19 protein-coding genes and 1 tRNA gene are annotated in these 23226 nt (G+C 71.0%); 13 read left to right on the top strand and 7 right to left on the bottom strand.

Going from position 1 to position 23226, the window contains the following annotated elements; translation table 11 throughout:
* Position 1 precedes the first annotated feature (1 nt).
* From ACGIF2_RS13135 to ACGIF2_RS13120, 4 genes are all read left to right on the top strand, one after another.
* Complete coding sequence (locus ACGIF2_RS13135) at positions 2–1090, top strand: UDP-N-acetylmuramate dehydrogenase (protein ID WP_396047297.1); 1089 nt, start codon at positions 2–4, stop codon at positions 1088–1090.
* 72 nt (positions 1091–1162) lie between these two features.
* Positions 1163–1651 (top strand): hypothetical protein, encoded by a 489-nt coding sequence (locus tag ACGIF2_RS13130; protein WP_396047295.1) that lies wholly within the window; start codon positions 1163–1165, stop codon positions 1649–1651.
* Between the two features lie 75 nt (positions 1652–1726).
* Entirely contained in the window at positions 1727–2338 is a 612-nt protein-coding gene (locus ACGIF2_RS13125; protein WP_396047293.1) for an RNA polymerase sigma factor, read from the top strand.
* Positions 2335–3501 carry a hypothetical protein gene (locus ACGIF2_RS13120; protein WP_396047291.1) on the top strand — a complete coding sequence of 389 codons (1167 nt, stop codon included), beginning with the start codon at positions 2335–2337 and terminating at the stop codon, positions 3499–3501. Before ACGIF2_RS13125 ends, ACGIF2_RS13120 begins: the two co-directional genes overlap by 4 nt.
* A 31-nt stretch (positions 3502–3532) precedes the next feature.
* Here the strand turns inward: ACGIF2_RS13120 and ACGIF2_RS13115 are convergent, their stop codons facing one another.
* The 7 genes from ACGIF2_RS13115 to ACGIF2_RS13085 form a co-directional block, all read right to left on the bottom strand.
* A complete protein-coding gene (locus ACGIF2_RS13115) occupies positions 3533–4612 on the bottom strand; it encodes an adenosine deaminase (RefSeq protein WP_396047289.1) in 1080 nt (359 codons plus the stop codon).
* A 99-nt stretch (positions 4613–4711) separates the two neighbouring features.
* The gene (locus ACGIF2_RS13110) at positions 4712–5428 is read right to left on the bottom strand and encodes a response regulator transcription factor (RefSeq protein ID WP_396047287.1); all 717 of its coding nucleotides are present in this window, start codon (positions 5426–5428) and stop codon (positions 4712–4714) included.
* Positions 5425–6969, bottom strand: coding sequence for a sensor histidine kinase (locus tag ACGIF2_RS13105; protein WP_396047285.1), 1545 nt, complete (start codon positions 6967–6969; stop codon positions 5425–5427). Before ACGIF2_RS13105 ends, ACGIF2_RS13110 begins: the two co-directional genes overlap by 4 nt.
* On the bottom strand, positions 6966–7490 hold the full coding sequence (locus ACGIF2_RS13100; RefSeq protein WP_396047283.1) for a hypothetical protein: 525 nt from the start codon (positions 7488–7490) through the stop codon (positions 6966–6968). Before ACGIF2_RS13100 ends, ACGIF2_RS13105 begins: the two co-directional genes overlap by 4 nt.
* Before the next feature lie 82 nt (positions 7491–7572).
* Positions 7573–8436 (bottom strand): ABC transporter permease, encoded by an 864-nt coding sequence (locus ACGIF2_RS13095; protein ID WP_396047281.1) that lies wholly within the window; start codon positions 8434–8436, stop codon positions 7573–7575.
* The gene (locus tag ACGIF2_RS13090) at positions 8436–9323 is read right to left on the bottom strand and encodes an ABC transporter ATP-binding protein (protein WP_396047279.1); all 888 of its coding nucleotides are present in this window, start codon (positions 9321–9323) and stop codon (positions 8436–8438) included. Before ACGIF2_RS13090 ends, ACGIF2_RS13095 begins: the two co-directional genes overlap by 1 nt.
* A gap of 110 nt (positions 9324–9433) precedes the next feature.
* Positions 9434–10657, bottom strand: coding sequence for a pyridoxal phosphate-dependent aminotransferase (locus ACGIF2_RS13085; RefSeq protein ID WP_396047277.1), 1224 nt, complete (start codon positions 10655–10657; stop codon positions 9434–9436).
* Positions 10658–10881: 224 nt separating this feature from the next.
* Here ACGIF2_RS13085 and ACGIF2_RS13080 point away from each other — a divergent pair.
* From ACGIF2_RS13080 to ACGIF2_RS13040, 9 genes are all read left to right on the top strand, one after another.
* A tRNA-Trp gene (locus tag ACGIF2_RS13080) sits at positions 10882–10954 on the top strand.
* A 95-nt stretch (positions 10955–11049) separates the two neighbouring features.
* Positions 11050–11340, top strand: coding sequence for a preprotein translocase subunit SecE (secE, locus tag ACGIF2_RS13075; RefSeq protein WP_396047275.1), 291 nt, complete (start codon positions 11050–11052; stop codon positions 11338–11340).
* Positions 11341–11415: 75 nt separating this feature from the next.
* On the top strand, positions 11416–12219 hold the full coding sequence (gene nusG / locus ACGIF2_RS13070) for a transcription termination/antitermination protein NusG (protein WP_396047273.1): 804 nt from the start codon (positions 11416–11418) through the stop codon (positions 12217–12219).
* A 78-nt stretch (positions 12220–12297) separates the two neighbouring features.
* The gene (rplK, locus tag ACGIF2_RS13065; protein WP_396047271.1) at positions 12298–12729 is read left to right on the top strand and encodes a 50S ribosomal protein L11; all 432 of its coding nucleotides are present in this window, start codon (positions 12298–12300) and stop codon (positions 12727–12729) included.
* An 81-nt stretch (positions 12730–12810) separates the two neighbouring features.
* Positions 12811–13533, top strand: coding sequence for a 50S ribosomal protein L1 (rplA, locus tag ACGIF2_RS13060; RefSeq protein ID WP_396047269.1), 723 nt, complete (start codon positions 12811–12813; stop codon positions 13531–13533).
* Positions 13534–13860: 327 nt separating this feature from the next.
* Positions 13861–14394: a 50S ribosomal protein L10 gene (gene rplJ, locus ACGIF2_RS13055; RefSeq protein WP_396047267.1), complete on the top strand. Its 534-nt coding sequence runs from the start codon at positions 13861–13863 to the stop codon at positions 14392–14394.
* Positions 14395–14475: 81 nt separating this feature from the next.
* Positions 14476–14859, top strand: coding sequence for a 50S ribosomal protein L7/L12 (rplL, locus tag ACGIF2_RS13050; protein WP_396047265.1), 384 nt, complete (start codon positions 14476–14478; stop codon positions 14857–14859).
* Positions 14860–15242: 383 nt separating this feature from the next.
* On the top strand, positions 15243–18752 hold the full coding sequence (gene rpoB, locus ACGIF2_RS13045) for a DNA-directed RNA polymerase subunit beta (RefSeq protein ID WP_396047263.1): 3510 nt from the start codon (positions 15243–15245) through the stop codon (positions 18750–18752).
* Between the two features lie 124 nt (positions 18753–18876).
* Positions 18877–22746 carry a DNA-directed RNA polymerase subunit beta' gene (locus ACGIF2_RS13040; RefSeq protein WP_396047260.1) on the top strand — a complete coding sequence of 1290 codons (3870 nt, stop codon included), beginning with the start codon at positions 18877–18879 and terminating at the stop codon, positions 22744–22746.
* Positions 22747–23226: the final 480 nt, after the last annotated feature.

The raw sequence follows: 23226 nt of genomic DNA, 5'->3' as shown, positions 1-23226 counted from the left end.
GATGACCACCTCGACCGAGACCCCGACGCTCGCCCAGCTCACGACCCTGCGGGTGGGTGGCCCCGTCGGGCGCTACGTCGAGACGTCGGACGAGGCCTCGCTGCTCGCCGAGGTGCGCGCCGCGGACGCCGCGGGGGAGCCGCTGCTCGTGCTGGGCGGGGGCTCGAACCTGCTCGTCTCGGACGAGGGCTTCGACGGCGTCGTGGTGCACGACGTGCGCACGGGCGTGCAGACCCCCGACGCCTCGGCCTGCGCCGGGACGACCCTGACCGTCCCGGCGGGCACGCCCTGGGACGACGTCGTGCTGCACGCGGTCGAGGAGCACCTGGTGGGCATCGAGGCGCTCTCGGGCATCCCGGGGTCGACGGGCGCGACCCCCGTGCAGAACGTCGGCGCGTACGGCCAGGACGTGGCCCAGTCCATCGCGACGGTCCGGGCGTGGGACCGCGGGCGCGGGCGGGTGCGCACGTTCCCGCTGGCCGAGCTGGGGTTCGGCTACCGGACGTCGATGCTCAAGCGCTCGATGCGCGTCGACCCCGCCGACGAGCTCTCGCCGTGGTTCCCGACGCCCCGCTACGTCGTGCTCGACGTGACGTTCCAGCTGCGCCCGGGCGACCTGTCCGCCCCGATCGCGTACGGCGAGCTCGCGGCAGCGCTCGACGTCGCGGTGGGGGACAGGGTGCCGCTCGCGGACCTGCGTACGGCCGTGCTCGGGCTGCGGGCGGGCAAGGGCATGCTGCTCGACCCGGACGACCCCGACACGTCGAGCGCGGGTTCGTTCTTCACGAACCCCGTGCTGAGCCGCTCGGACGCGACGCTGCTGCCCGAGGACGCACCGCGCTACCCGAGCGGCGACGGCGACGTGAAGCTCAGCGCGGCGTGGCTCATCGAGCAGGCCGGGTTCGGCAAGGGCTTCGGGCTGCCCGGCCCGGCGGCGCTCTCGACCAAGCACACGCTCGCGCTGACCAATCGGGGCGGGTCCACCGCGTCCGACCTCGTGGCCCTCGCGCGCGAGGTCCGTGACGGGGTGCGTGAGCGCTTCGGTGTGACCCTCGAGCCCGAGCCCGTGCTGGTGGGCGTCGCGCTGTAGCGTCGGCGCCACGAGTGAGGCAGGTCACACCGTCGGGGTGTGACCTGGGGAACAATCCGGACATCTAGGGGTATGGCACCCCACCAGAAGTCCTCACCCGCAGCACCCCTCCGCACCCGGCGCCGGCTCGCGGCCGTCATCGCCGCGTTCGGCCTCGTGGCCGGCGCCACCGCGCTGCCCGCGGTCGCCGACGAGCCCGAGACGACCGCACGGGTCATCCGCACCGACTCGTACCTGGGCGGCTCGCTGCTCGTGACCCAGGCCGACGTCGGCACCCTGGCGTTCACCGACTGCAGGAGCGGCTTCACCTGCATCTGGGACTCGCCGCTCTACATCGGCATCCTGTTCCAGTACAACAATCCGGGCAACATCATCACGCTGCCCTCGATCACCGTCGCGTCGTACGCGAACAAGCGCTCCTACCGCACGAAGTTCTACGAGCTGCTGAGCGGCGCCGGGAACGAGAAGTGCGCCGCGCCCAACACCCAGAACCAGTCCGTCGCCGGCTGGCTGCTGGGTGCCCGCTCGATGCTCCAGCACTCGACCGCGACGTCGTGCTGACCTGGGGCTCCGGCTCCCCGTCGGTGTCCGGGGCGGCCCGTACACTCCACGCCAGGAGCGTGGAGGGGGTGCCCGGTGGACGACGAGCAGTTCGCGGCGATGTACGCCGAGCTGTACCCCGTCGTGCTCGGCTACCTGACTCGGCGCACCGACTGGCACGTCGCTGAGGACGTGGCCTCCCAGGCGCTCACGGTCGCGTGGCACCGCGCGGACGCGGTCCCCACCGACCCCGACGCCCGCCGGGCGTGGCTGATCGTCGTCGCCCGCAACCTCCTCGCGAACTCGCAGCGGTCACGCCTGCGCGCGGCCCGGCTCGATCTGCGGATCCGGGCCGCTCTCGCGGCCGGCGTGCCGACCGTCGAGCTCGACCCGGCCGACGTCGTGGCCGATCGCCTGCTCGCGTCCGCCGCGATGCGCCGGCTCAGCCCGCGCGACCAGGAGGTGCTGCAGCTCGTGGCCTGGGAAGGGCTCGACATCGCGGGGCTCGCGAGCGTGCTCGGGTGCTCACCGACCGCCGCCTCGACCCGTCTGCACCGGGCGCGCCACCGCATCGAGGTGCTGATGCGGTCGGGACGTCCGGAGCACGAGGCGGACGACGCCGCGGCCGTGGTGCCGGGCACGCGGACGGGGGAGCACGCCACCGACGACGAGCCGCAGGGCCCGTTCACCGCATCGGAGGACCGATGAGCCAGGCCAGGGCCGACGAGCCCGAGCTCGACCGCGTCCGCGACCTGCTCGTGGGCACCAACCCCGTCCCCGCCCGCGTCCTGGGCGACGCGCACGAGCGCCCTGCGGCACGGCTCGCGCTCGCCCGGATCCTCGCGACCCCGCGCGACCCGGGCGCCGTGGACCCGCGGCTGCTGCCCGCCCCGGTCGGCGGGTCGCTCGCCCCGACCGCGACCCGACAGGGCTCGCGCCGCCACGGCCGGACGGGTCGGGCCCGTACCCGCTCCGGGCGCCGGCCGGTCCTCGCGGGCGCGGCGGCCGTCGCCGCGACGCTGCTCGTCGCGATGACGGGCGTGCTGGCCCCGTGGTACTCCGGGGACGCCGTGGCCGCGACGACGCCGCCGCTGCTCGACTTCGACCTCGTGGTGGACCACGACTTCGTCCGCGCCGCTGGTCGGCCCGCCGCACCCTCGTTGCACGCACTGGCCGAGGTCGCGCTCGGGCGTGCCGAACCGGCATCCGAGGGCGGGCGGGAGTACCTGAGCGCGGACCGCTGGACGTACGCGGGGACCTTCGAGGGCGAGGGTTCCGACGTCGAGCTCGTCGCGTCGCGCACCGAGACTTGGATCTCGCCCGACGGCTCGCTCGTGCGCAGCACACGCGCCGGGGTCCCCGTGCGCCCCGACGGACGGCTCGACGCGGACGACCCCGCGCTCGCCGACGCGTCGGCCACCACCGAGTCGTTCGGCGCCGGATCGGCCCGGGTGCACCGTGCGGCCGACCTCGCAGCGCTCGCCCCGGAGGAGCTGCGCGCGGCTCTGCTCGCGGAGCAGGCCTGCGGGGTCGTCCCCGAGGCCGCGTGCCTGCTCGAGTCGGTCGCCCGGCTGCACGACGAGACGCTCGTGACGGGCGCCGTCGACGCCGCGGTCTGGTCGATGCTCGCCACCGAGCCCGACCTGGTGACGCTGGGCGCGGTGACCGACCGGGTCGGCCGGTCGGCCGTCGCGTTCACCGCGTCGCCCGCGCTCGGGCTCGGGGTGCGCTGGGTGCTGCTGCTCGACCCGCGCACGGGGGCGCTCCTGGGGGCCGAGAAGATCGTGCTGAGCGACACCGAGGGCTACGCGGTGCCCGTGCCCGCGGTCGTGGCGTTCACGGCGTACCGCGCGAGCAGCTGGGTGCCCTGACCGCTGTCGCGGTGGTCGGCCGGTTGCTCGCTCAGCCCGCTGCGGAGGGGTGCGGCGGGCCGCCGGCGCGCGTGGGCGGCACCGGGTCCGGATCGGGGGTCGCGAGCCACGAGTCGACGCCCGCGAGCAGCCGCGCCTGCGTCGTCCCGCTCGCGCGGCTCGCCCGGATCGAGGAGCGGGCCAGCTCGGCGAGCTCGGAGTCGTCGAAGCCGTGCACCGTGCGCGCGGTCTCGTACTGGGCGGTCAGCCGCGAGCCGAAGAGCAGCGGGTCGTCGGCGCCGAGCGCGACCCGCGCACCCGCGTCGACCAGGGTGCGCAGCGGCACCTGACCCGGCTCGGCGTACACGCCGAGCGACACGTTCGACGCGGGGCACACCTCGAGCGCGACGCCGTGCGTCACGAGCCGCTCGAGCACCGCCGGGTCCTCGGCGGCGCGCACGCCGTGGCCCAGCCGGTCCGGCGTGAGGTGGTCGAGCACAGCGTCGACGTGCGTGGGGCCCAGCAGCTCCCCGCCGTGCGGCACGAGCGCGAGGCCCGCGCGACGGGCGAGGGCGAACGCGGGCGCGAACTCCGGGGTCTCGCCGCGGCGTTCGTCGTTGCTCAGGCCGAAGCCCACCACCTGCCCGGGTCCGTCGCCCGCGTGGCGGGCGGCGAGCCGCGCGAGCGTGCGTGCCTCGAGCGGGTGCCGCATGCGTGAGGCGGCGACGACCACCCCGACGTCGACCCCGTACGTGGTGCCCGCGGTCCGGGCGGCGTCGAGCACGATCTCGAGCGCGGGGGTGATCCCGCCGACGAACGGCGCGTACGACGTGGGGTCGACCTGGATCTCGAGCCGCCCCGAACCCTCGGCGGCGTCGTCCGCGACGGCCTCGGTGAGCACCCGGCGCATGTCCGCCTCGCCGCGGACGCAGGCTCGCGCCGCGTCGTAGAGCCGCTGGAACCGGAACCATCCGCGCTCGTCCGCGGGCACCCGCAGGGGGTCGCCGTCGAGCAGCGCCGCGGGCAGCCGCACGCCGTAGCCGTCCGCCAGCTCCGCGAGCGTCGCGATGCGCATCGACCCCGTGAAGTGCAGGTGCAGATGAGCCTTCGGGAGGAGATCCAGGTCACGCACCTGCCCAGTGTGCCAAACACACCGAGCCGGCTCTCGCGCGACGAGCCCCGAGAGGGCTGCGCCGGCTCGCTGACCGCGCGCGGACGCGAGCGGTCCCGGTCAGTCGACCGCGACGTGCCGACCGTGCGACGCGGGTCGGCTCGGCACCGCGGTGGCGTCGACCAGGCGGTAGCCCACCCCGCGCACGGTGTCGAAGTGCGCCGCGCCGAGCTTCTTGCGCAGGTACCGCACGTACACGTCGACCACGTTCGAGCCGGGGTCGAAGTCGTAGCCCCACACCTGCGAGAGCAGCTGCTCGCGGCTCAGCACGTGCCCGGGGTGCCGCAGGAACGTCTCGGCCAGCGCGAACTCGCGGGCCGAGAGGTCGACCTCGTGCCCCGCGACCCGCATGCGACGGGTCCGCAGGTCGAGCTGCAGGGGCCCGTGGGTGAGCGTCGTGACCTCACCGGGCGGTTGCGGGGCCCGCAGCCGCAGGCGCACCCGGGCGAGCAGCTCCTCGAAGCGGAACGGCTTGGCCATGTAGTCGTCGGCCCCGGACTCCAGCCCGGCGACCGTGTCGGTGACCGAGCTGCGCGCCGTGAGGATGATCACGGGTACGGCCTGGCCGCTCGCCCGCAGCTGTTGCAGCACCTCGAAGCCGTCCATGTCCGCGAGCCCGAGGTCGAGCACCAGGAGCGAGTACTCGCCCGCCTGGGCGAGCTCGAGCGCCTCGCTCCCCGACGCGACGACAGTCGTCGCGAACCCCTCGGCGTGCAGGCCCTTGGCGACGAAGGCGGCGATCCGTTCCTCGTCCTCGGCGATGAGGATCTGCGTCATCTGTGCTCCACGAGCTCGGCGCGCTCGACGCGCGGTGTGTGGACGATGTGGACGGCCGGGAGGTCGAGCAGGAACACGGCACCAGGGCCGGCGTGCGCGGGCCACCGTTCGAGGCGCACCCGCCCGCGGTGGGCGGCGGCGATCGCGGCGACGATGGGCAGCCCCAGCCCGGCGCCCTCGCTGCGCCGACCGGCCCGGTCGGCGCGCCCGCGGTGGAAGCGCTCGAAGATGCGCTGCTCCTCCTCGACGGGCACCCCCGGACCCTGGTCGTGCACCCACAGGCGCACCCGGCCGGCCCTCAGCTCGCTGCCGATGCGGATCCGGGTGCCGGGCGCCGAGACGGACACCGCGTTCGCGATGAGCTGCAGCCAGGCCTGCGTGATCCGCTGGGAGTCGACGAGCAGCACCACGTCGGCGCGCGCCGTGATCTGCCAGTGGCGTTCGCCCAGGCCGCGGGCCTTGTCGAGCACGTCGTCCGTGAGCCGCCCGATGTCCGTGGGCGCGAGCCGGACGAAGTCGGGGCGGTCGGCCGTCGCGAGCGTCATGAGGTCGTCCACGAGACGGTGCATCCGGTCGAGCTCGTCGAGGGCCAGGGCCTGGACCGCGAGCACGTCCTCGACGTCACGGGGGTTCATGAGCTCGAGGTGGCCACGCACGATCGTCAGCGGCGTCCTGAGCTCGTGCCCCACGTCGTCGAGCAGCTCGCGCTGGGAGCCGAAGGCGTTCTCGAGCCTGTCAAGCATCGCGTTGACGGTCGCGGCCAGGTCCGAGAGGTCGTCGGTGCCCGAGACCGTGATGCGCTCGGAGAGGTCCGACTCGGTGATGCGTCGCGCCGTGTCGCGCAGCAGGCGCACCGGGCTCAGCAGCCGTCCGACCACGAACCACGCGACGACGGTGATCACCAGGAGCGAGCCGAGCGCGACCGTGGCGTACGTGAGGTAGGTCGACGAGAGCCGGGCGATCTCGGCCGAGCGGTCGACAGCGACGACGAACAGCCCTGAGCGGGGGTCGCCGGTGATCGTCACCGGGACCGCGACCAGGCGGTACTGAGCGGTTGTTGTCTCGACCGTGCGCAGCTCGACCGGCGCGTCCGAGGAGACGGTGCCGAGCAGCTCGATCAGCTCGTCGTCGTCCTCGAGGTGCAGCACCTCGATGCTCGACATCACCAGGTCGGAGGTGAGCCAGCGGGGGACCCCGTCGAGCAGCGCGATGACCCCCTGGTTCTCGGTGAGGCCGTGCCGGCGGACCGCCTCGTTGAGGAGCTGTTCGACCGAGCCGAACTCGGCGTCGGCGGCCGTCTCGGGGGTGGGGCCGTCGTCGGCGACGATGTGCAGCACCTCGACGGCCCGGCGCAACGACCGGTCGATGCGCTCGTCGGTGCTCTGCATCTGCAGCGCGTACGCCGCGGCGCCTGCGATGAGCACGGTGAGGGCGCCGAGCAGCACGACTGCCGTGAGGAGCCGGGTCCGGACCGTCACGTACGGGCTGCGGCGCACAGTGCTCCAGGCCGCGTGCTGCCTCCGGGCGTGGGACGCGTTCACCGTGCGACCGTCGACGTCGGTGCGACGCTCGGGGACGTCGCCGTTGCGGGCGCGCCGGCACCGGTGCTGGGGGTGGCGCCGTTCGGTACCCACCACCCGTCGGTGGGCGGTATCCACCACGGCTCGGTCGGGGGCGTCCACCAGTCGGTCGGTGGGGTCTGGCTCGGGAGCCCGCCATCGGACGGTCCGTCCGTCGGGTCGCGGGTGCTCTCGTCCTCGGGCTCGTCGCGCGACTGCGAGGTCGGGACGAGGTCTGCCGGGCCGTCGGGCTCCGGGGTCTGCGCGTCGAGGCTCTCGGCGGCCTCGGTGCCCTCGATGGCCTCGGTGCCGGGCGAGGAGACCTCGGCCTCGGGGTGGGCGCTCCGCGGGGCCGGGTCGATCTCGGGTGCGCGGGTGACCACCAGGGGTGTTCCGACAGGGCCGCGCTCGGGCTCGTGGTTCGAGAACACCGCCGCCGCCGCCACGCCGAGCACCAGCACGGCAACGGTGCCGCCCGCGACGACCGAGGCATTTCGAGGCATACCGCACACTATCGGGGTTTTCCTCGAGCGCTGCACGAAATCGCAGGTCAGGGCCTTGGTCTGCCGACGTTCACGCGAGGTCTCAGCCGTCGTCGCGGCGCCTCCACCGGAACGTCCGCACGCCCACGACCAGGCCGATCACGAGCCACGCCCCCAGCACCGCGGCCGTCGCACCGTGCTGCCACGACCCCGAGACCTCGAAGCCCTCGGCCTGCTCCGGCAGGAAGACCGAGCGCATGCCCTGCGCCATCCACTTGAGCGGGAACACCGAGGCGACCTGCTGCATCCACGTCGGCAGGTCGTTGAAGACGAAGAACACGCCCGAGATGAACTGCAGCACGAGCACGATCGGGGTCACCACGGCGCTCGCGCTGCGCCCGGTGCGTGGCACCGAGGAGAACGCGACCCCGCACACCGAGCCGGCCGCGGTGCCGAGCAGGAACACCCACGCGAACGTGGCCCAGTGCGCGGCGTCGGCCGGCAGCGGCACGTCGAACACCAGCGCCGCGACCGCGAGCAGCAGAGCGACCTGCACGAGCGACGTCGTGAGCACCTGGCCGGTCTTCCCGAGGAAGTAGGACGCGGCGGGCAACGGGGTGCCGCGCAGCCGCTTGAGGGCTCCTTCGTCCCGCTCGACGGCGATCGTGATCGCGAGCGACTGGAAGCTCGAGAGCATCACCCCGGTCGCGACCATCCCGGGCAGGAAGTACTGCGCGTAGGGGATGCCCGGCGGCGGCCCGACCCGGCCCCCGTCCTGGCCGAAGACCGTCGCGAAGATCGCGAGCATGATCACCGGGTACGCGAAGATGAACACGACCGCGTCGCGCTCGCGGAAGAACGTGCGCAGCTCGATCCGGGTACGCCCCAGGCCCAGCCGCAGCGCGCTCGGCAGCCGAGGTCCGGGGGCGGTGCGGGTAGCGGTGCGGCCGGCCGCGGTCGAGGTCATCACAGGCTCCCGGCGGTCGCGTCGGCGGTCTCGCCGATGAGGCTGAGGTAGACGTCCTCGAGGCTCGGGCGGACCACCTGCAGCCCGGCGACCTCGCCGTCGGGCGCGGCGGCCCCGAGGCGGGCGGTGAGCTCGGCCACCGTGCGCGTCGGGTGGTCGGTCGAGGTCTCGTGGTGACGGCCGTCCTCGGTCCACCGCACGATCGCACGCCGGGCACGGCGACCGCCGAGCTCGGCGGGGGAGTCGAGCGCCACGACACGCCCGTCGCGCACCACGGCCACCCGGTCCGCGAGGTGCTCGGCCTCGTCGAGGTAGTGCGTGGTGAGCAGCACGGTCGTGCCGTCGTGGCGCAGCGCGGCGACGAGGTCCCAGAACGCCCGCCGCGCCTCGGGGTCGAACCCCGTCGTGGGCTCGTCGAGGAACAGCAGCTCGGGGTTCCCGACGATGCCGAGCGCGACGTCGAGGCGTCGGCGCTGGCCGCCCGAGAGCTGGCGGGTGCGGGTGCGGACCTTGTCGCGCAGCCCGACCGCGTCGATCACCTCGTCGGGGTCGCGCGGCGACGGGTAGTACGTCGCGAAGTGGTGCACGAGCTCACCCACCGAGGACTCGGACAGGTCGTTCGCGCTCTGCAGCACCACGCCGATGCGCGATCTCCAGGCCCGCCCCGCGGTGCCCGGGTCCTCCCCGAGCACCTGCACGTGGCCCTCGTCGCGCCCCCGGAACCCTTCGAGGATCTCGACGGTCGTGGTCTTGCCCGCACCGTTGGGGCCGAGGATCGCGAAGACCTCGCCCCGGTGCACAGCGAGGTCGAGCCCGTCGACCGCCCGCTTGTCGCCGTATCGCTTGTGCAGCCCGCGGACGTCGACCGCGAGCTCGGGGAGGCTCATGCGCACAGCCTGGCGTGCGGCGGGCCCGCGCGGAAGCCCTGGACGCAGCGGAGGGGGCCCACCGTGCGGGTGGACCCCCTCCGCCCGTCAGCCGGGCGCGCGGATCGTGCTCAGGCGCCCTCGGCGAGCAGCGCCTGGATGCGCGTGACGCCCTCGACGAGGTCGTCGTCGCCGAGCGCGTAGGACAGCCGCAGGTACCCGCTGGGCCCGAACGCCTCGCCGGGGACCACAGCGACCTCGGCCTGCTCGAGGATCAGCGCCGCGAGCTCGACCGACGAGGTGGGCGTGACGCCCCGGATCGTGCGCCCGAGCACGCCCTCGACCGACGGGTACGCGTAGAACGCGCCCTGCGGTGCGGGCAGCACCACGCCGTCGATCTGGCGGAGCATCTCGACCATCGTGCGGCGACGCCGGTCGAAGGCTGTGCGCATCTGCTCGACGGCGGTCAGGTCGCCGGTCACGGCGGCCAGCGCGGCGCGCTGAGAGACGTTGGCGACGTTCGAGGAGAGGTGCGACTGCAGGTTGGTCGCGGCCTTGATCACGTCGGTGGGGGCGATCATCCAGCCCACCCGCCAGCCGGTCATCGCGTAGGTCTTGGCCACGCCGTTGAGCACGATCGTGGTGTCGGCCAGCTCGGGCACCACGCGCACGATCGGGGTGAAGACCGCGTCGTCGTAGGTGAGGTGCTCGTAGATCTCGTCGGTGATGACCCAGATGCCGTGCTCGAGGGCCCAGCGCCCGATCTCGGCCGTCTGCTCGGGGGAGTGCACGGCCCCGGTGGGGTTCGAGGGCGAGCAGAACAGCAGCACCTTGGTGCGCTCGGTGCGCGCGGCCTCGAGCTGCTCGACCGTCACGAGGTACCCCTGGTCGACGCCCGCGACGACCTCGACCGGGATGCCGCCCGCGAGCCGGATCGCCTCGGGGTACGTGGTCCAGTACGGCGCGGGCAGTATGACCTCGTCGCCCGGGTCGACGATCGAGGCGAACGCCTGATAGACGGCCTGCTTGCCGCCGTTGGTCACGAGGACCTGCCCGGGGGAGACCTCGTAGCCCGAGTCGCGCAGCGTCTTGGCGGCGATTCCCTCGCGCAGCGCCGGGAGCCCCGCGGTCGGGGAGTAGCGGTGCGACGCGGGCTCACGCGCGGCGGCGATCGCGGCCTCGACGATGTAGTCGGGCGTCGGGAAGTCGGGCTCGCCCGCGCCGAACCCGATGACCGGGCGCCCCGCGGCCTTGAGCGCCTTCGCCTTGGCGTCCACGGCCAGCGTCGCCGACTCGGCGATCGCTCCGACGCGGGCGGAGACGCGGGACCGGGGGGACGACGTGTTCTGGGTCACCCCACCATCTTGGCAGAAGGCGCCGCTCCGGGAGTGCTCCGTCTGGTGCGCGGACAGCCCGTCGCGCACCCCTCGGGAGGGCCGTCCGGGGGGCGGGTTCGACCCCAGGCCGAGTCTCGCGTACAGTGGACCACCGGCGGTTGACGTCCGCCATGATGAGCCGTGCCCAGCCACCGGTCTTCCGGTGCTGTGCTCGACCTGGTCGTGGTGGTCAGAGCCGTCGTAGGGCAGTGGCGCAATTGGTAGCGCACCGGTCTCCAAAACCGGCGGTTGCGAGTTCGAGTCTCGCCTGCCCTGCGCACGCGGTCACGGTCCGGCGTTCAGCTGGCCGGCGCCGCGACCCGGTACGTCCGGGACGCAGCGCACCACACGACGACACGTAGGGGACAGCTGTGAGCGAATCCGCACCCGCAGCGGCGTCCGGCGCCGGAGGTTCCGCGCCGCGGACGGACCGGCCGAGGACGGCGCGCAGCGACGACCCCGGTCGTCGCACCTTCTTCGCGCGCGTGGCCCTGTTCGTCCGGCAGGTCATCGCCGAGCTGAAGAAGGTCGTGCGCCCGACGCGCTCGGAGCTCGTGACCTACACCGGTGTGGTGCTCGTGTTCGTCGTCATCGTGATGGCGTTCGTGACGGTCGTGGACTTCGGCATCGGCAAGCTGACGTTCCTCATCTTCGGCGGCTGACGCCACCCTTCCCCGACCGGGCGGACCACCGTCCACCCGTTCCGCAGGACAGACGTTCAGAAAGCAGGTCCGCACGTGTCGTACGAGTCGCAGGAACCCGAGCAGGGCGCTGCCGAGACGGAGCTCGAGGACGCCCTGGCGTCGGTCGAGGCGGTCGAGGTGCCCGCCGCCGGTTCTGCCGACGCCGACGAGACCGTCGAGGCCGCTGACGAGAGCGCAGCAGAGGTCGCCGAGGCCGAGGAGACCGTCGAGGTCGAGGCCGAGGAGCCCGACGTCGACGAGGACCCCGTCGCCGCGTTCAAGGCCCAGCTCCGCTCGCAGCCGGGTGACTGGTACGTCATCCACTCCTACGCGGGGTACGAGAACCGGGTCAAGACGAACCTGGAGAACCGGACCCAGAGCCTCAACATGGAGGAGTACATCCACCAGGTCGAGGTGCCCATGGAGGAGGTCACGGAGATCAAGAACGCGCAGCGCAAGGTCGTGCGCCGCGTGCGGATCCCCGGGTACGTCCTCGTGCGCATGGACCTCACCGACGAGTCGTGGGGCGCCGTGCGCCACACGCCCGGCGTCACGGGCTTCGTGGGCCACACCCACCAGCCGGTGCCGCTCACCCTCGACGAGGTCTTCTCGATGCTCGCCCCCACGCTCGAGCCTGCCAAGGCGTCGACGGGTGGGGCCGCGGGCCGCACCACCTCCGAGATCAAGGTCGACTTCACGGTCGGCGAGTCGGTCACCGTCACGGACGGACCCTTCGACACGCTGCCCGCCACGATCTCCGAGATCAACGCCGAGGGCCAGAAGCTCAAGGTCCTCGTCTCGATCTTCGGCCGGGAGACCCCGGTCGAGCTCTCGTTCAGCCAGGTCGCCAAGATCTGAAACTGACACCCCACCGACGGCGTCGCGCGGCGCCGTCGGCCGCGCAAGTCACCTGAAGTTCACGAAGAAGGACCCGACATGCCTCCCAAGAAGAAGGTCACCGGCCTGATCAAGCTCCAGATCAAGGCTGGGGCAGCCACGCCGGCGCCGCCGATCGGACCCGCACTGGGTCAGCACGGCGTCAACATCATGGAGTTCTGCAAGGCGTACAACGCCGCGACCGAGTCGCAGCGTGGGGACGTCGTGCCCGTGGAGATCACGGTCTACGAAGACCGCTCCTTCACGTTCATCACGAAGACCCCTCCGGCAGCCGAGCTGATCAAGAAGGCCGCCGGCGTCGCCAAGGGCTCGCCGACCCCCCACACGGTCAAGGTCGCGAACCTCTCGGCAGCACAGGTGCGTGAGATCGCGAGCACCAAGCTCGAGGACCTCAACGCCAACGACCTCGCCGCCGCCGAGAAGATCATCGCCGGCACCGCCCGTTCCATGGGCATCACGGTCCAGGGCTGACCAGCACCACATCGAGAAGTGCAGTGGCAGGGCCCTGTGCGGCCCGACGACCACGACTGCTGACCAAGGAGAACCAAGCAGATGGCTAAGCACAGCAAGGCGTACAACGCCGCGCTCGAGAAGATCGAGCCGAACAAGGTCTACGCGCCGCTCGAGGCCGTGCGCCTCGCGCAGGCCACGTCGACGACGAAGTACGACGCGACCGTCGAGGTGGCCTTCCGCCTCGGTGTCGACCCCCGCAAGGCGGACCAGATGGTCCGTGGCACCGTCAACCTGCCGCACGGCACCGGCAAGACCGCTCGGGTCCTGGTCTTCGCCACGGGTGAGCGTGCCGAGCAGGCCCGCGCCGCGGGCGCCGACATCGTCGGTGGCGACGAGCTCATCGAGAAGGTCGCCGCGGGCTACACGGACTTCGACTCCGCCGTCGCCACGCCCGACCTCATGGGCAAGGTCGGTCGTCTCGGAAAGGTCCTGGGCCCGCGCGGGCTCATGCCGAACCCGAAGACCGGCACGGTGACCATGGACGTCGCGAAGGCCGTCACGGACATCAAGGGCGGGAAGATCGAGTTCCGCGTCGACAAGCACTCGAACCTGCACTTCATCATCGGCAAGACGTCGTTCTCTGACGTGCAGCTGGTCGAGAACTACGCGGCCGCGCTCGACGAGGTCCTGCGTCTGAAGCCGTCGGCCTCGAAGGGTCGCTACATCACCAAGGCGACGTTCTCGACGACGAACGGCCCCGGCATCCTCGTCGACCAGAACAAGGTCAAGAACCTCACGGTCGAGGAGACCGACGCCGCCTGACGCGTCAGCTCCAGCCTCGAGGGCCCGGTCCGGTGACGGACCGGGCCCTCGTGCGTCCGGCGGGCGCGGGCGGCCGGCGATTTGGTGCCTCGTCCGTCGTGACGTAAGGTGGTCCTCGCCCAAGACCGCCGGTCGCCGGCTCCGCACAGTGCTCGCAGCTCGCGAGCGCAGCCGTGGATGCCGCCCGAAGTCCCGCAGCAGCGGAGGCCAGCGCAGGTGAGAGATTCGAGCTGCACCTCCGTGTGCGTCCGAGCCCCGCGCCTGCGCGGGGCTCTTGTCGTTTGTGGGACCAGGACGACCGACGGCACCACCACCGGAAGGATTGCCATGGCGAGGCCGGACAAGGCAGCCGCAGTCGCAGAGCTCACGGACGCGTTCCGTGACTCGAACGCGGCCGTGCTGACCGAGTACCGCGGGCTCACCGTCGCCCAGCTCAAGCAGCTGCGGCGCGCGCTCAGCGGCAACGCAACCTACGCCGTGGTGAAGAACACGCTGACCGCCATCGCGGCCAAGCAGGCTGGTGTCGAGGGTCTCGACGCCGACCTCCAGGGCCCCTCGGCCATCGCCTTCGTCACCGGTGACCCGGTCGAGGCGGCCAAGGGCCTGCGTGACTTCGCCAAGGCGAACCCCGCGCTGGTCATCAAGGGTGGTGTCCTCGACGGACGCACCCTGACCGCTGCGGAGATCAACACCCTCGCGGACCTCGAGTCCCGCGAGGTCCTGCTGGCCAAGACGGCCGGCGTGCTCAAGGCGTCGCTGTTCCAGGCGGCGTACCTCTTCACGGCGCCTGCGGCTCAGGCCGTGCGCACCGTGGACGCCCTGCGCGTGAAGCGCGAGGAGTCCGCAGAAGTCGCAGCCTGAGCCACCCGGCCCAGCAGCTCGAACCCCCCGCTTGCGCCGACCACCGAGGTCGGCGGGCACGACACGGAAGGACACGCCATCATGGCGAAGCTCACGACTGACGAGCTCATCAGCGCATTCAAGGAGCTCACGCTCATCGAGCTCTCCGAGTTCGTCAAGGCCTTCGAGGAGACCTTCGAGGTCACCGCCGCCGCGCCGGTCGCCGTCGCGGCCGCCCCGGCCGCCGGTGCCGCTGCCGAAGAGGTTGAGGAGAAGTCGGAGTTCGACGTCGTCCTCGAGGCCGCCGGCGAGAAGAAGATCCAGGTCATCAAGGAGGTGCGTGCCCTCACGAGCCTCGGCCTGAAGGAGGCCAAGGACCTCGTTGACGCCGCCCCCAAGGCTGTTCTGGAGGGTGTCAACAAGGAGGCCGCCGAGAAGGCCAAGGCCGCTCTCGAGGGCGCCGGCGCCACCGTCACCGTCAAGTGACCCGCGTCCTCGCGGCGTGGTGACCATGCCGCGAGGAGCCTCCGCGAGGAGGACCTGACGCGACGAGACCCGCACCCCTTCCGGGGGGTGCGGGTCTCGTGCTCTGCAGGTCAGGCGGTGCGGGGCGGGCTCGTCAGGGGTCCGTGAACTCCCACGTCCGTGCACTTGCGCCCGGGTGCTTGGTGTGCCCGGGTGGACAGGTCTGTTCAGAGCGTATACGCTAGCGCTTTGCGCTGGCTTGTGCCTGCAAACCCGACCCCGAACCCGATCTGCCACCGCCATGCGCGCGCTCCGTGCGTGCGTCCGGTCCAGGGTAGGGGACAGGTGAGCAGTTGGCACGTCCCGCGCACAGCGTGCACTCGAACCGCAGGGAAGGACCCCTCTTGGCTGCCTCGCGCACCCCTTCTGCTCCGTCCGCCGACGCACTCGCGAAGCGCACCGCGTCGCGTCGCATCTCTTTCGCCAAGATCCACGAGCCCCTCGAGGTCCCCGACCTGCTCGGTCTCCAGACCGAGAACTTCGACTGGCTGCTCGGTAACGAGAAGTGGCAGGCGCGTGTCGCCGCTGCTCTCGAGCAGGGACGTCAGGACGTCCCCGAGACCGCCGGTCTGGAGGAGATCTTCGAGGAGATCTCCCCGATCGAGGACTTCGGCGGCTCGATGTCGCTGTCGTTCCGTGAGCACCGCTTCGAGCCGCCGAAGTACACGGCCGAGGAGTGCAAGGAGAAGGACTTCACGTACGCGGCTCCGCTGTTCGTCACGGCGGAGTTCGTCAACTACACCACCGGTGAGATCAAGAGCCAGACGGTCTTCATGGGCGACTTCCCGCTCATGACCGAGCGTGGCACCTTCATCATCAACGGCACCGAGCGCGTCGTCGTGTCGCAGCTCGTGCGCTCGCCCGGCGTCTACTTCGAGCGGACGCCGGACAAGACGTCCGACAAGGACGTCTTCACCGCCAAGATCATCCCGAGCCGCGGTGCCTGGCTCGAGTTCGAGATCGACAAGCGCGACAACGTCGGCGTCCGCGTCGACCGCAAGCGCAAGCAGAACGCCACGGTGCTCCTCAAGGCTCTCGGCATGACCGAGTCGGAGATCCGCGAGGAGTTCGCGGGCTTCCCCGCCGTGCTCGACACCCTCGACAAGGACCACGTGTCCACCGAGGACGAGGCGCTGCTCGACCTGTACCGCAAGATCCGTCCCGGCGAGCCGCCCACGATCGAGGCCGGTCGCGCGCTGCTCGAGAACTTCTACTTCAACCCCAAGCGCTACGACCTCGCGAAGGTCGGCCGCTACAAGGTGAACAAGAAGCTCGGGATCGACGTCCCGCTGCGTGACTCGGTGCTGTCCAAGGACGACATCGTCGCGACGATCAAGTACCTCGCCGCGCTGCACGCCGACGTCGCCACGATCGACGGCCGCCGCAACGGCGAGCCCGTCGCCGTGCGCGTCGAGACCGACGACATCGACCACTTCGGCAACCGTCGCATCCGTGCGGTCGGCGAGCTCATCCAGAACCAGGTCCGCACGGGCCTGTCGCGGATGGAGCGCGTCGTGCGCGAGCGCATGACGACGCAGGACGTCGAGGCGATCACGCCGCAGACCCTGATCAACATCCGCCCGGTCGTGGCGTCGATCAAGGAGTTCTTCGGCACCTCGCAGCTCTCGCAGTTCATGGACCAGAACAACCCGCTCGCCGGCCTGACGCACAAGCGTCGTCTGTCCGCGCTGGGCCCGGGTGGTCTGTCCCGTGACCGCGCCGGCATGGAGGTCCGTGACGTCCACCCGTCGCACTACGGCCGCATGTGCCCGATCGAGACGCCTGAAGGCCCGAACATCGGCCTCATCGGCTCGCTCGCGACGTACGGACGGATCAACCCGTTCGGCTTCGTCGAGACGCCGTACCGCAAGGTCCTGAACGGCGTCGTGACCGACGACGTGCACTACCTGACGGCCGACGACGAGGACCGCTACGTCATCGCCCAGGCGAACGCCCCGCTCGAGGAGAGCGGCAAGTTCGCCGAGGACATGGTCCTCGTGCGCACCAAGGGCGGCGAGGTCGAGATCGTGCCCGGCACGGCCGTGGACTACATGGACATCTCGCCGCGCCAGATGGTCTCGGTCGCGACCGCGCTCATCCCGTTCCTCGAGCACGACGACGCCAACCGTGCCCTCATGGGCGCGAACATGCAGCGTCAGGCCGTGCCGCTGGTCCGCTCCGAGGCCCCGCTCGTCGGGACCGGCATGGAGTGGCGCGCGGCGGTCGACGCGGGCGACGTCATCGTGGCCCAGAAGCCGGGTGTCGTCACCGAGGTCTCGGCCGACCTGATCGTGATCGCGAACGACGACGCGACGACGTCGACCCACCGGGTCGCGAAGTTCCGTCGCTCGAACCAGGGCACGAGCTACAACCAGCGCGTGCTCGTCGACGAGGGCGCCCGTGTCGAGAAGGGCTCGGTCCTCGCGGACGGCCCCGCCACGGACGAGGGCGAGCTCGCGCTCGGCCGCAACCTGCTCGTCGCGTTCATGTCGTGGGAGGGCCACAACTACGAGGACGCGATCATCCTCAGCCAGCGCCTCGTGCAGGACGACGTGCTCTCCTCGATCCACATCGAGGAGCACGAGGTCGACGCGCGCGACACCAAGCTCGGCCCCGAGGAGATCACGCGGGACATCCCGAACGTCTCCGAGGAGGTCCTCGCGGACCTCGACGAGCGCGGCATCATCCGCATCGGTGCCGAGGTCGGCGCGGGCGACATCCTGGTCGGGAAGGTCACGCCCAAGGGCGAGACCGAGCTGACCCCGGAGGAGCGCCTGCTCCGTGCGATCTTCGGTGAGAAGGCGCGCGAGGTCCGCGACACGTCGCTCAAGGTCCCGCACGGCGAGTCCGGCACCGTCATCGAGGTCCGCACGTTCAACCGTGAGGACGGCGACGAGCTGCCCGCCGGCGTGAACGAGCTGGTCCGGGTGTACATCGCCCAGCGACGCAAGATCACCGACGGTGACAAGCTCGCCGGTCGTCACGGCAACAAGGGCGTCATCTCGAAGATCCTGCCCGTCGAGGACATGCCGTTCCTCCCGGACGGCACCGCCGTCGACATCGTGCTCAACCCGCTCGGCGTGCCCGGCCGCATGAACGTCGGCCAGGTGCTCGAGACCCACCTCGGGTGGGTCGCCAAGCAGGGCTGGGACATCGAGATCGCCGCGGGCGACGACCTGTCGTGGCGCGAGGGCGTCCCGGCGATCGCCGCGAAGTCCCCGGCCGGCAACCCGGTCGCCACGCCGGTCTTCGACGGCGTCCCGGAGGGCACCCTCACGGGTCTGCTCTCCTCGACGCTCCCGAACCGCGATGGCGAGCGCATGGTCGACGGCACGGGCAAGGCCCGGCTGTTCGACGGTCGCTCGGGTGAGCCGTTCCCGGACCCGGTCGCGGTCGGCTACATGTACATCCTCAAGCTGCACCACCTCGTCGACGACAAGATCCACGCGCGTTCGACCGGTCCGTACTCGATGATCACGCAGCAGCCGCTGGGTGGTAAGGCGCAGTTCGGTGGTCAGCGGTTCGGCGAGATGGAGGTGTGGGCCCTCGAGGCGTACGGCGCTGCCTACACCCTGCAGGAGCTCCTCACCATCAAGTCGGACGACGTCCCCGGACGCGTCAAGGTGTACGAGGCCATCGTCAAGGGCGAGAACATCCCCGACTCGGGGATCCCGGAGTCCTTCAAGGTGCTCCTCAAGGAGATGCAGTCGCTCTGCCTGAACGTCGAGGTGCTGTCCTCCGACGGCGTCTCGATCGACATGAAGGAGAACGACGACGAGGTCTACCGCGCAGCGGAGGAGCTCGGCATCGACCTGTCGCGTCGACCGAACGCCAGCAACGTCGAAGAGATCTGACGTCGAGCCCCGGGCCGGTGCACGTCATCCGTGACGGACCGACCCGGGGCCGACACCACCCAGCAGCACCCTCCATCCGCCGGTCGCCCTGCAGGCTCCGGCAAGCGAAGGAAGTAGGACCCCCTTGCTCGACGTCAATGTCTTCGATGAGCTGCGAATCGGCCTGGCCACGGCCGAGGACATCCGCACCTGGTCGCACGGCGAGGTCAAGAAGCCCGAGACCATCAACTACCGCACCCTCAAGCCCGAGAAGGACGGCCTCTTCTGCGAGAAGATCTTCGGCCCCACCCGGGACTGGGAGTGCTACTGCGGCAAGTACAAGCGTGTGCGCTTCAAGGGCATCATCTGCGAGCGGTGCGGCGTCGAGGTCACGCGCTCGAAGGTGCGCCGTGAGCGCATGGGCCACATCGAGCTCGCCGCGCCCGTCACGCACATCTGGTTCTTCAAGGGTGTGCCGTCGCGTCTGGGCTACCTGCTCGACCTCGCGCCGAAGGACCTCGAGAAGGTCATCTACTTCGCCGCGTACATGATCACGTCGGTCGACGTCGATGGTCGTCAGGAAGACCTCCCCAACCTCCAGAACGAGATCGACCTGGAGAAGAAGGAGATCGCGGACCGCCGCGACAACGACATCAACACCCGCGCGCAGAAGCTCGAGGCCGACCTGGCCGAGCTCGAGGCCGAGGGTGCCAAGGCCGACGCCCGCCGCAAGGTGCGCGACTCGGCCGAGCGCGAGATGACGCAGATCCGCAAGCGCGCGGACGCCGAGCTCGACCGCCTCGACCACGTCTGGGACCGGTTCAAGAACCTCAAGGTCGCCGACCTCGAGGGCGACGAGATGCTCTACCGGCAGCTCCAGGACCGCTACGGCAACTACTTCGAGGGCTCGATGGGCGCCGCGGCGATCCAGAAGCGCCTCGAGGCGTTCGACCTCGAGGCCGAGGCGGAGTCGCTGCGTGACACGATCAAGAACGGCAAGGGCCAGCGCAAGACGCGTGCCCTGAAGCGGCTCAAGGTCGTCAACGCGTTCCTCACGACGACGAACTCGCCCACGGGCATGGTCCTGGACGCCGTCCCGGTCATCCCGCCGGACCTGCGTCCGATGGTCCAGCTCGACGGTGGCCGGTTCGCCACCTCGGACCTGAACGACCTGTACCGCCGCGTGATCAACCGCAACAACCGCCTGAAGCGGCTGCTCGACCTCGGCGCGCCCGAGATCATCGTGAACAACGAGAAGCGGATGCTCCAGGAGGCCGTGGACTCGCTGTTCGACAACGGCCGTCGTGGTCGCCCGGTCACGGGCCCCGGCAACCGTCCGCTCAAGTCGATCTCGGACATGCTCAAGGGCAAGCAGGGTCGGTTCCGCCAGAACCTGCTCGGCAAGCGCGTCGACTACTCGGGCCGTTCGGTCATCGTCGTCGGCCCGCAGCTCAAGCTGCACCAGTGCGGCCTGCCGAAGCAGATGGCGCTCGAGCTCTTCAAGCCCTTCGTCATGAAGCGGCTCGTGGACCTCAACCACGCGCAGAACATCAAGTCGGCCAAGCGCATGGTCGAGCGTGCCCGTCCGGTCGTGTGGGACGTCCTCGAAGAGGTCATCACCGAGCACCCCGTGCTGCTCAACCGCGCGCCCACGCTGCACCGTCTGGGCATCCAGGCGTTCGAGCCGCAGCTGGTCGAGGGCAAGGCGATCCACCTGCACCCGCTCGTCTGCGCGGCGTTCAACGCCGACTTCGACGGTGACCAGATGGCCGTCCACCTGCCCCTGAGCGCCGAGGCGCAGGCCGAGGCCCGCATCCTCATGCTCTCGAGCAACAACATCCTCAAGCCGTCGGACGGTCGTCCGGTGACCATGCCTTCGCAGGACATGATCATCGGTCTGTACCACCTGACGCTCGACAAGGAGGGTGCGCTCGGCGAGGGCCGCGCGTTCTCCTCGGTCGCCGAGGCGATCATGGCGTTCGACCAGGGCAGCCTGGACCTGAGCGCCAAGGTCCGTATCCGTCTCGAGGACCCGGTGCTGGCCGAGGGCGACGCGCCCGAGGGCTGGGAGCAGGGCACCCCGCTGTCGTTCGACACGACGCTGGGCCGTGCGCTGTTCAACGAGCTGCTGCCGGTCGACTACCCGTACGAGAACGGCGTGGTCGACAAGAAGCGTCTGTCGGTCATCGTCAACGACCTCGCCGAGCGCTACCCGAAGGTCGCGGTCGCCGCGTCCCTCGACGCGCTCAAGGAGGCCGGTTTCCGCTGGGCCACCCGCTCGGGCGTCACGATCTCCATCTCGGACGTCGCGACCCCCGCGGCCAAGGCGGCCATCCTCGAGGAGCACGAGGCACGCGCGGCGAAGGTGCAGGGCCAGTACGACAAGGGCCTGATCACCGACGACGAGCGTCGTCAGGAGCTCATCGAGATCTGGACGCAGGCCACCGACAAGGTCGCCAAGGCGATGCAGGACAACTTCCCGAAGCAGAACACCGTCTACAAGATGGTCGGCTCGGGGGCTCGTGGTAACTGGATGCAGGTCCGTCAGATCGCCGGTATGCGTGGTCTCGTGGCGAACCCGAAGGGCGAGATCATCCCTCGTCCGATCAAGGCCAACTACCGCGAGGGCCTGTCCGTCCTCGAGTACTTCATCGCGACGCACGGTGCCCGTAAGGGTCTGGCGGACACCGCTCTGCGGACCGCCGACTCGGGCTACCTGACGCGTCGTCTGGTGGACGTCTCGCAGGACGTCATCGTCCGCGAGGAGGACTGCGGCACCGAGCGCGGCCTGGTCATGCCGATCGGCGTGCCCGGCGCGGACGGTGCGCTGCGCCGCCACGACAAGGTCGAGACGAGCGTCTACTCGCGCACGCTGGCCACGCCGGTCGAGATCGACGGCAAGGTCATCGGCGAGGCGGGCGAGGACATCGGCGACGTGCTGCTCGACGAGCTGCTCGAGGCCGGCGTCACGGAGATCAAGGTCCGTTCGGTCCTGACCTGCGAGTCGCGTGTCGGCACGTGTGCCAAGTGCTACGGCCGTTCGCTGGCCACCGGCAAGCTCGTCGACATCGGTGAGGCCGTCGGCATCATCGCGGCGCAGTCGATCGGTGAGCCCGGCACGCAGCTCACGATGCGTACGTTCCACACCGGTGGTGTGGCCTCGGCCGATGACATCACCCAGGGTCTGCCCCGTATCCAGGAGCTGTTCGAGGCCCGCACCCCCAAGGGTGAGGGTCCGATCGCGGAGTTCACGGGTCGGATCACGATCGACGAGGCCGAGCGCACGCGTCGCATCGTGCTCACGCCCGACGACGGCTCCGAGGAGCTCGCCTACCCGATCACCAAGCGTTCGCGCCTGCTGGTCAACGACGGCGACCACGTCGAGGTCGGCACCCAGCTCGTGGTCGGCGCCGTCGACCCGAAGAAGGTGCTGCGCATCCTGGGCCCCCGTGCCACGCAGAAGCACCTGGTGGACGAGGTCCAGGAGGTCTACCGCTCGCAGGGCGTGGACATCCACGACAAGCACATCGAGGTCATCGTGCGGCAGATGCTGCGTCGCGTGACGGTCCTCGACTCGGGCGACACGGACCTGCTGCCCGGCGAGCTCGCCGAGCGTGGCCGGTTCGAGGACGCCAACCGCCGTGCGGTCGCCGAGGGTGGCCAGCCGGCCTCGGGCCGTCCGGAGCTCATGGGCATCACCAAGGCCTCGCTCGCGACCGACTCGTGGCTCTCGGCCGCCTCCTTCCAGGAGACGACCCGGGTGCTGACCGAGGCGGCCATGAGCGGACGCAGCGACCCGCTGCTGGGGCTCAAGGAGAACGTCATCATCGGCAAGCTCATCCCGGCGGGTACCGGTCTCGCCCGGTACCGCAACGTCGAGGTCGAGCCCACCGAGGAGGCGAAGGCCGAGCTGTACCCGTCCTTCGGCTACGACGAGATCGACTTCCCCGCCCTGGGCCTCGGCTCGGGCGAGGCGATCCCGCTCGAGGACATCGACTTCGGCGACTTCCGCTGATGTCCGTCCGCTGATCCACCCCGAGGGGGCCTGCCGGCGACGGCCGGCCCCCTCGGGCGTCCCAGCCCTGCGCCCCGTGCCGGTGACGGTCCGGGGGACGGGCTGGGCGCGGCACCTCGCCGCCGGTACGGTGGTCTGCTGCTTTGACTGTCGCAGCCCCTGCCGGTAGCGTGAGGAACCGTGCCCGCGCCGTCGGGCCCTCGTGCGTGCACATCACGGGACAGACCGGGACAACGTTCTCTGTCGGTCGGTGGATGTGCCGGGTGAAGACGTGTTCTGCCCCGCGCGACACATGGTCGATGTCATGTCGACGTGTGTCGTCGTGAGGAGAGCGGTCGACACGCCCGGGCGCGGGGGTCGGTGCGGGAGGAAAGGCCTGAGGGCCCCACCAGGGGACGTCGCCACGCGACGCGACCGGGTGGAGGTGCCTCCACCAGACCGGGCTAGGACCTGGTTGACCAGAGACTCACCTACAGACTC

This window comes from Cellulomonas sp. P22 (assembly GCF_044392165.1).
The sequence above is the reverse complement of the archived record's forward strand: the minus strand, read 5'-3'. Positions and strand labels throughout refer to the sequence as shown.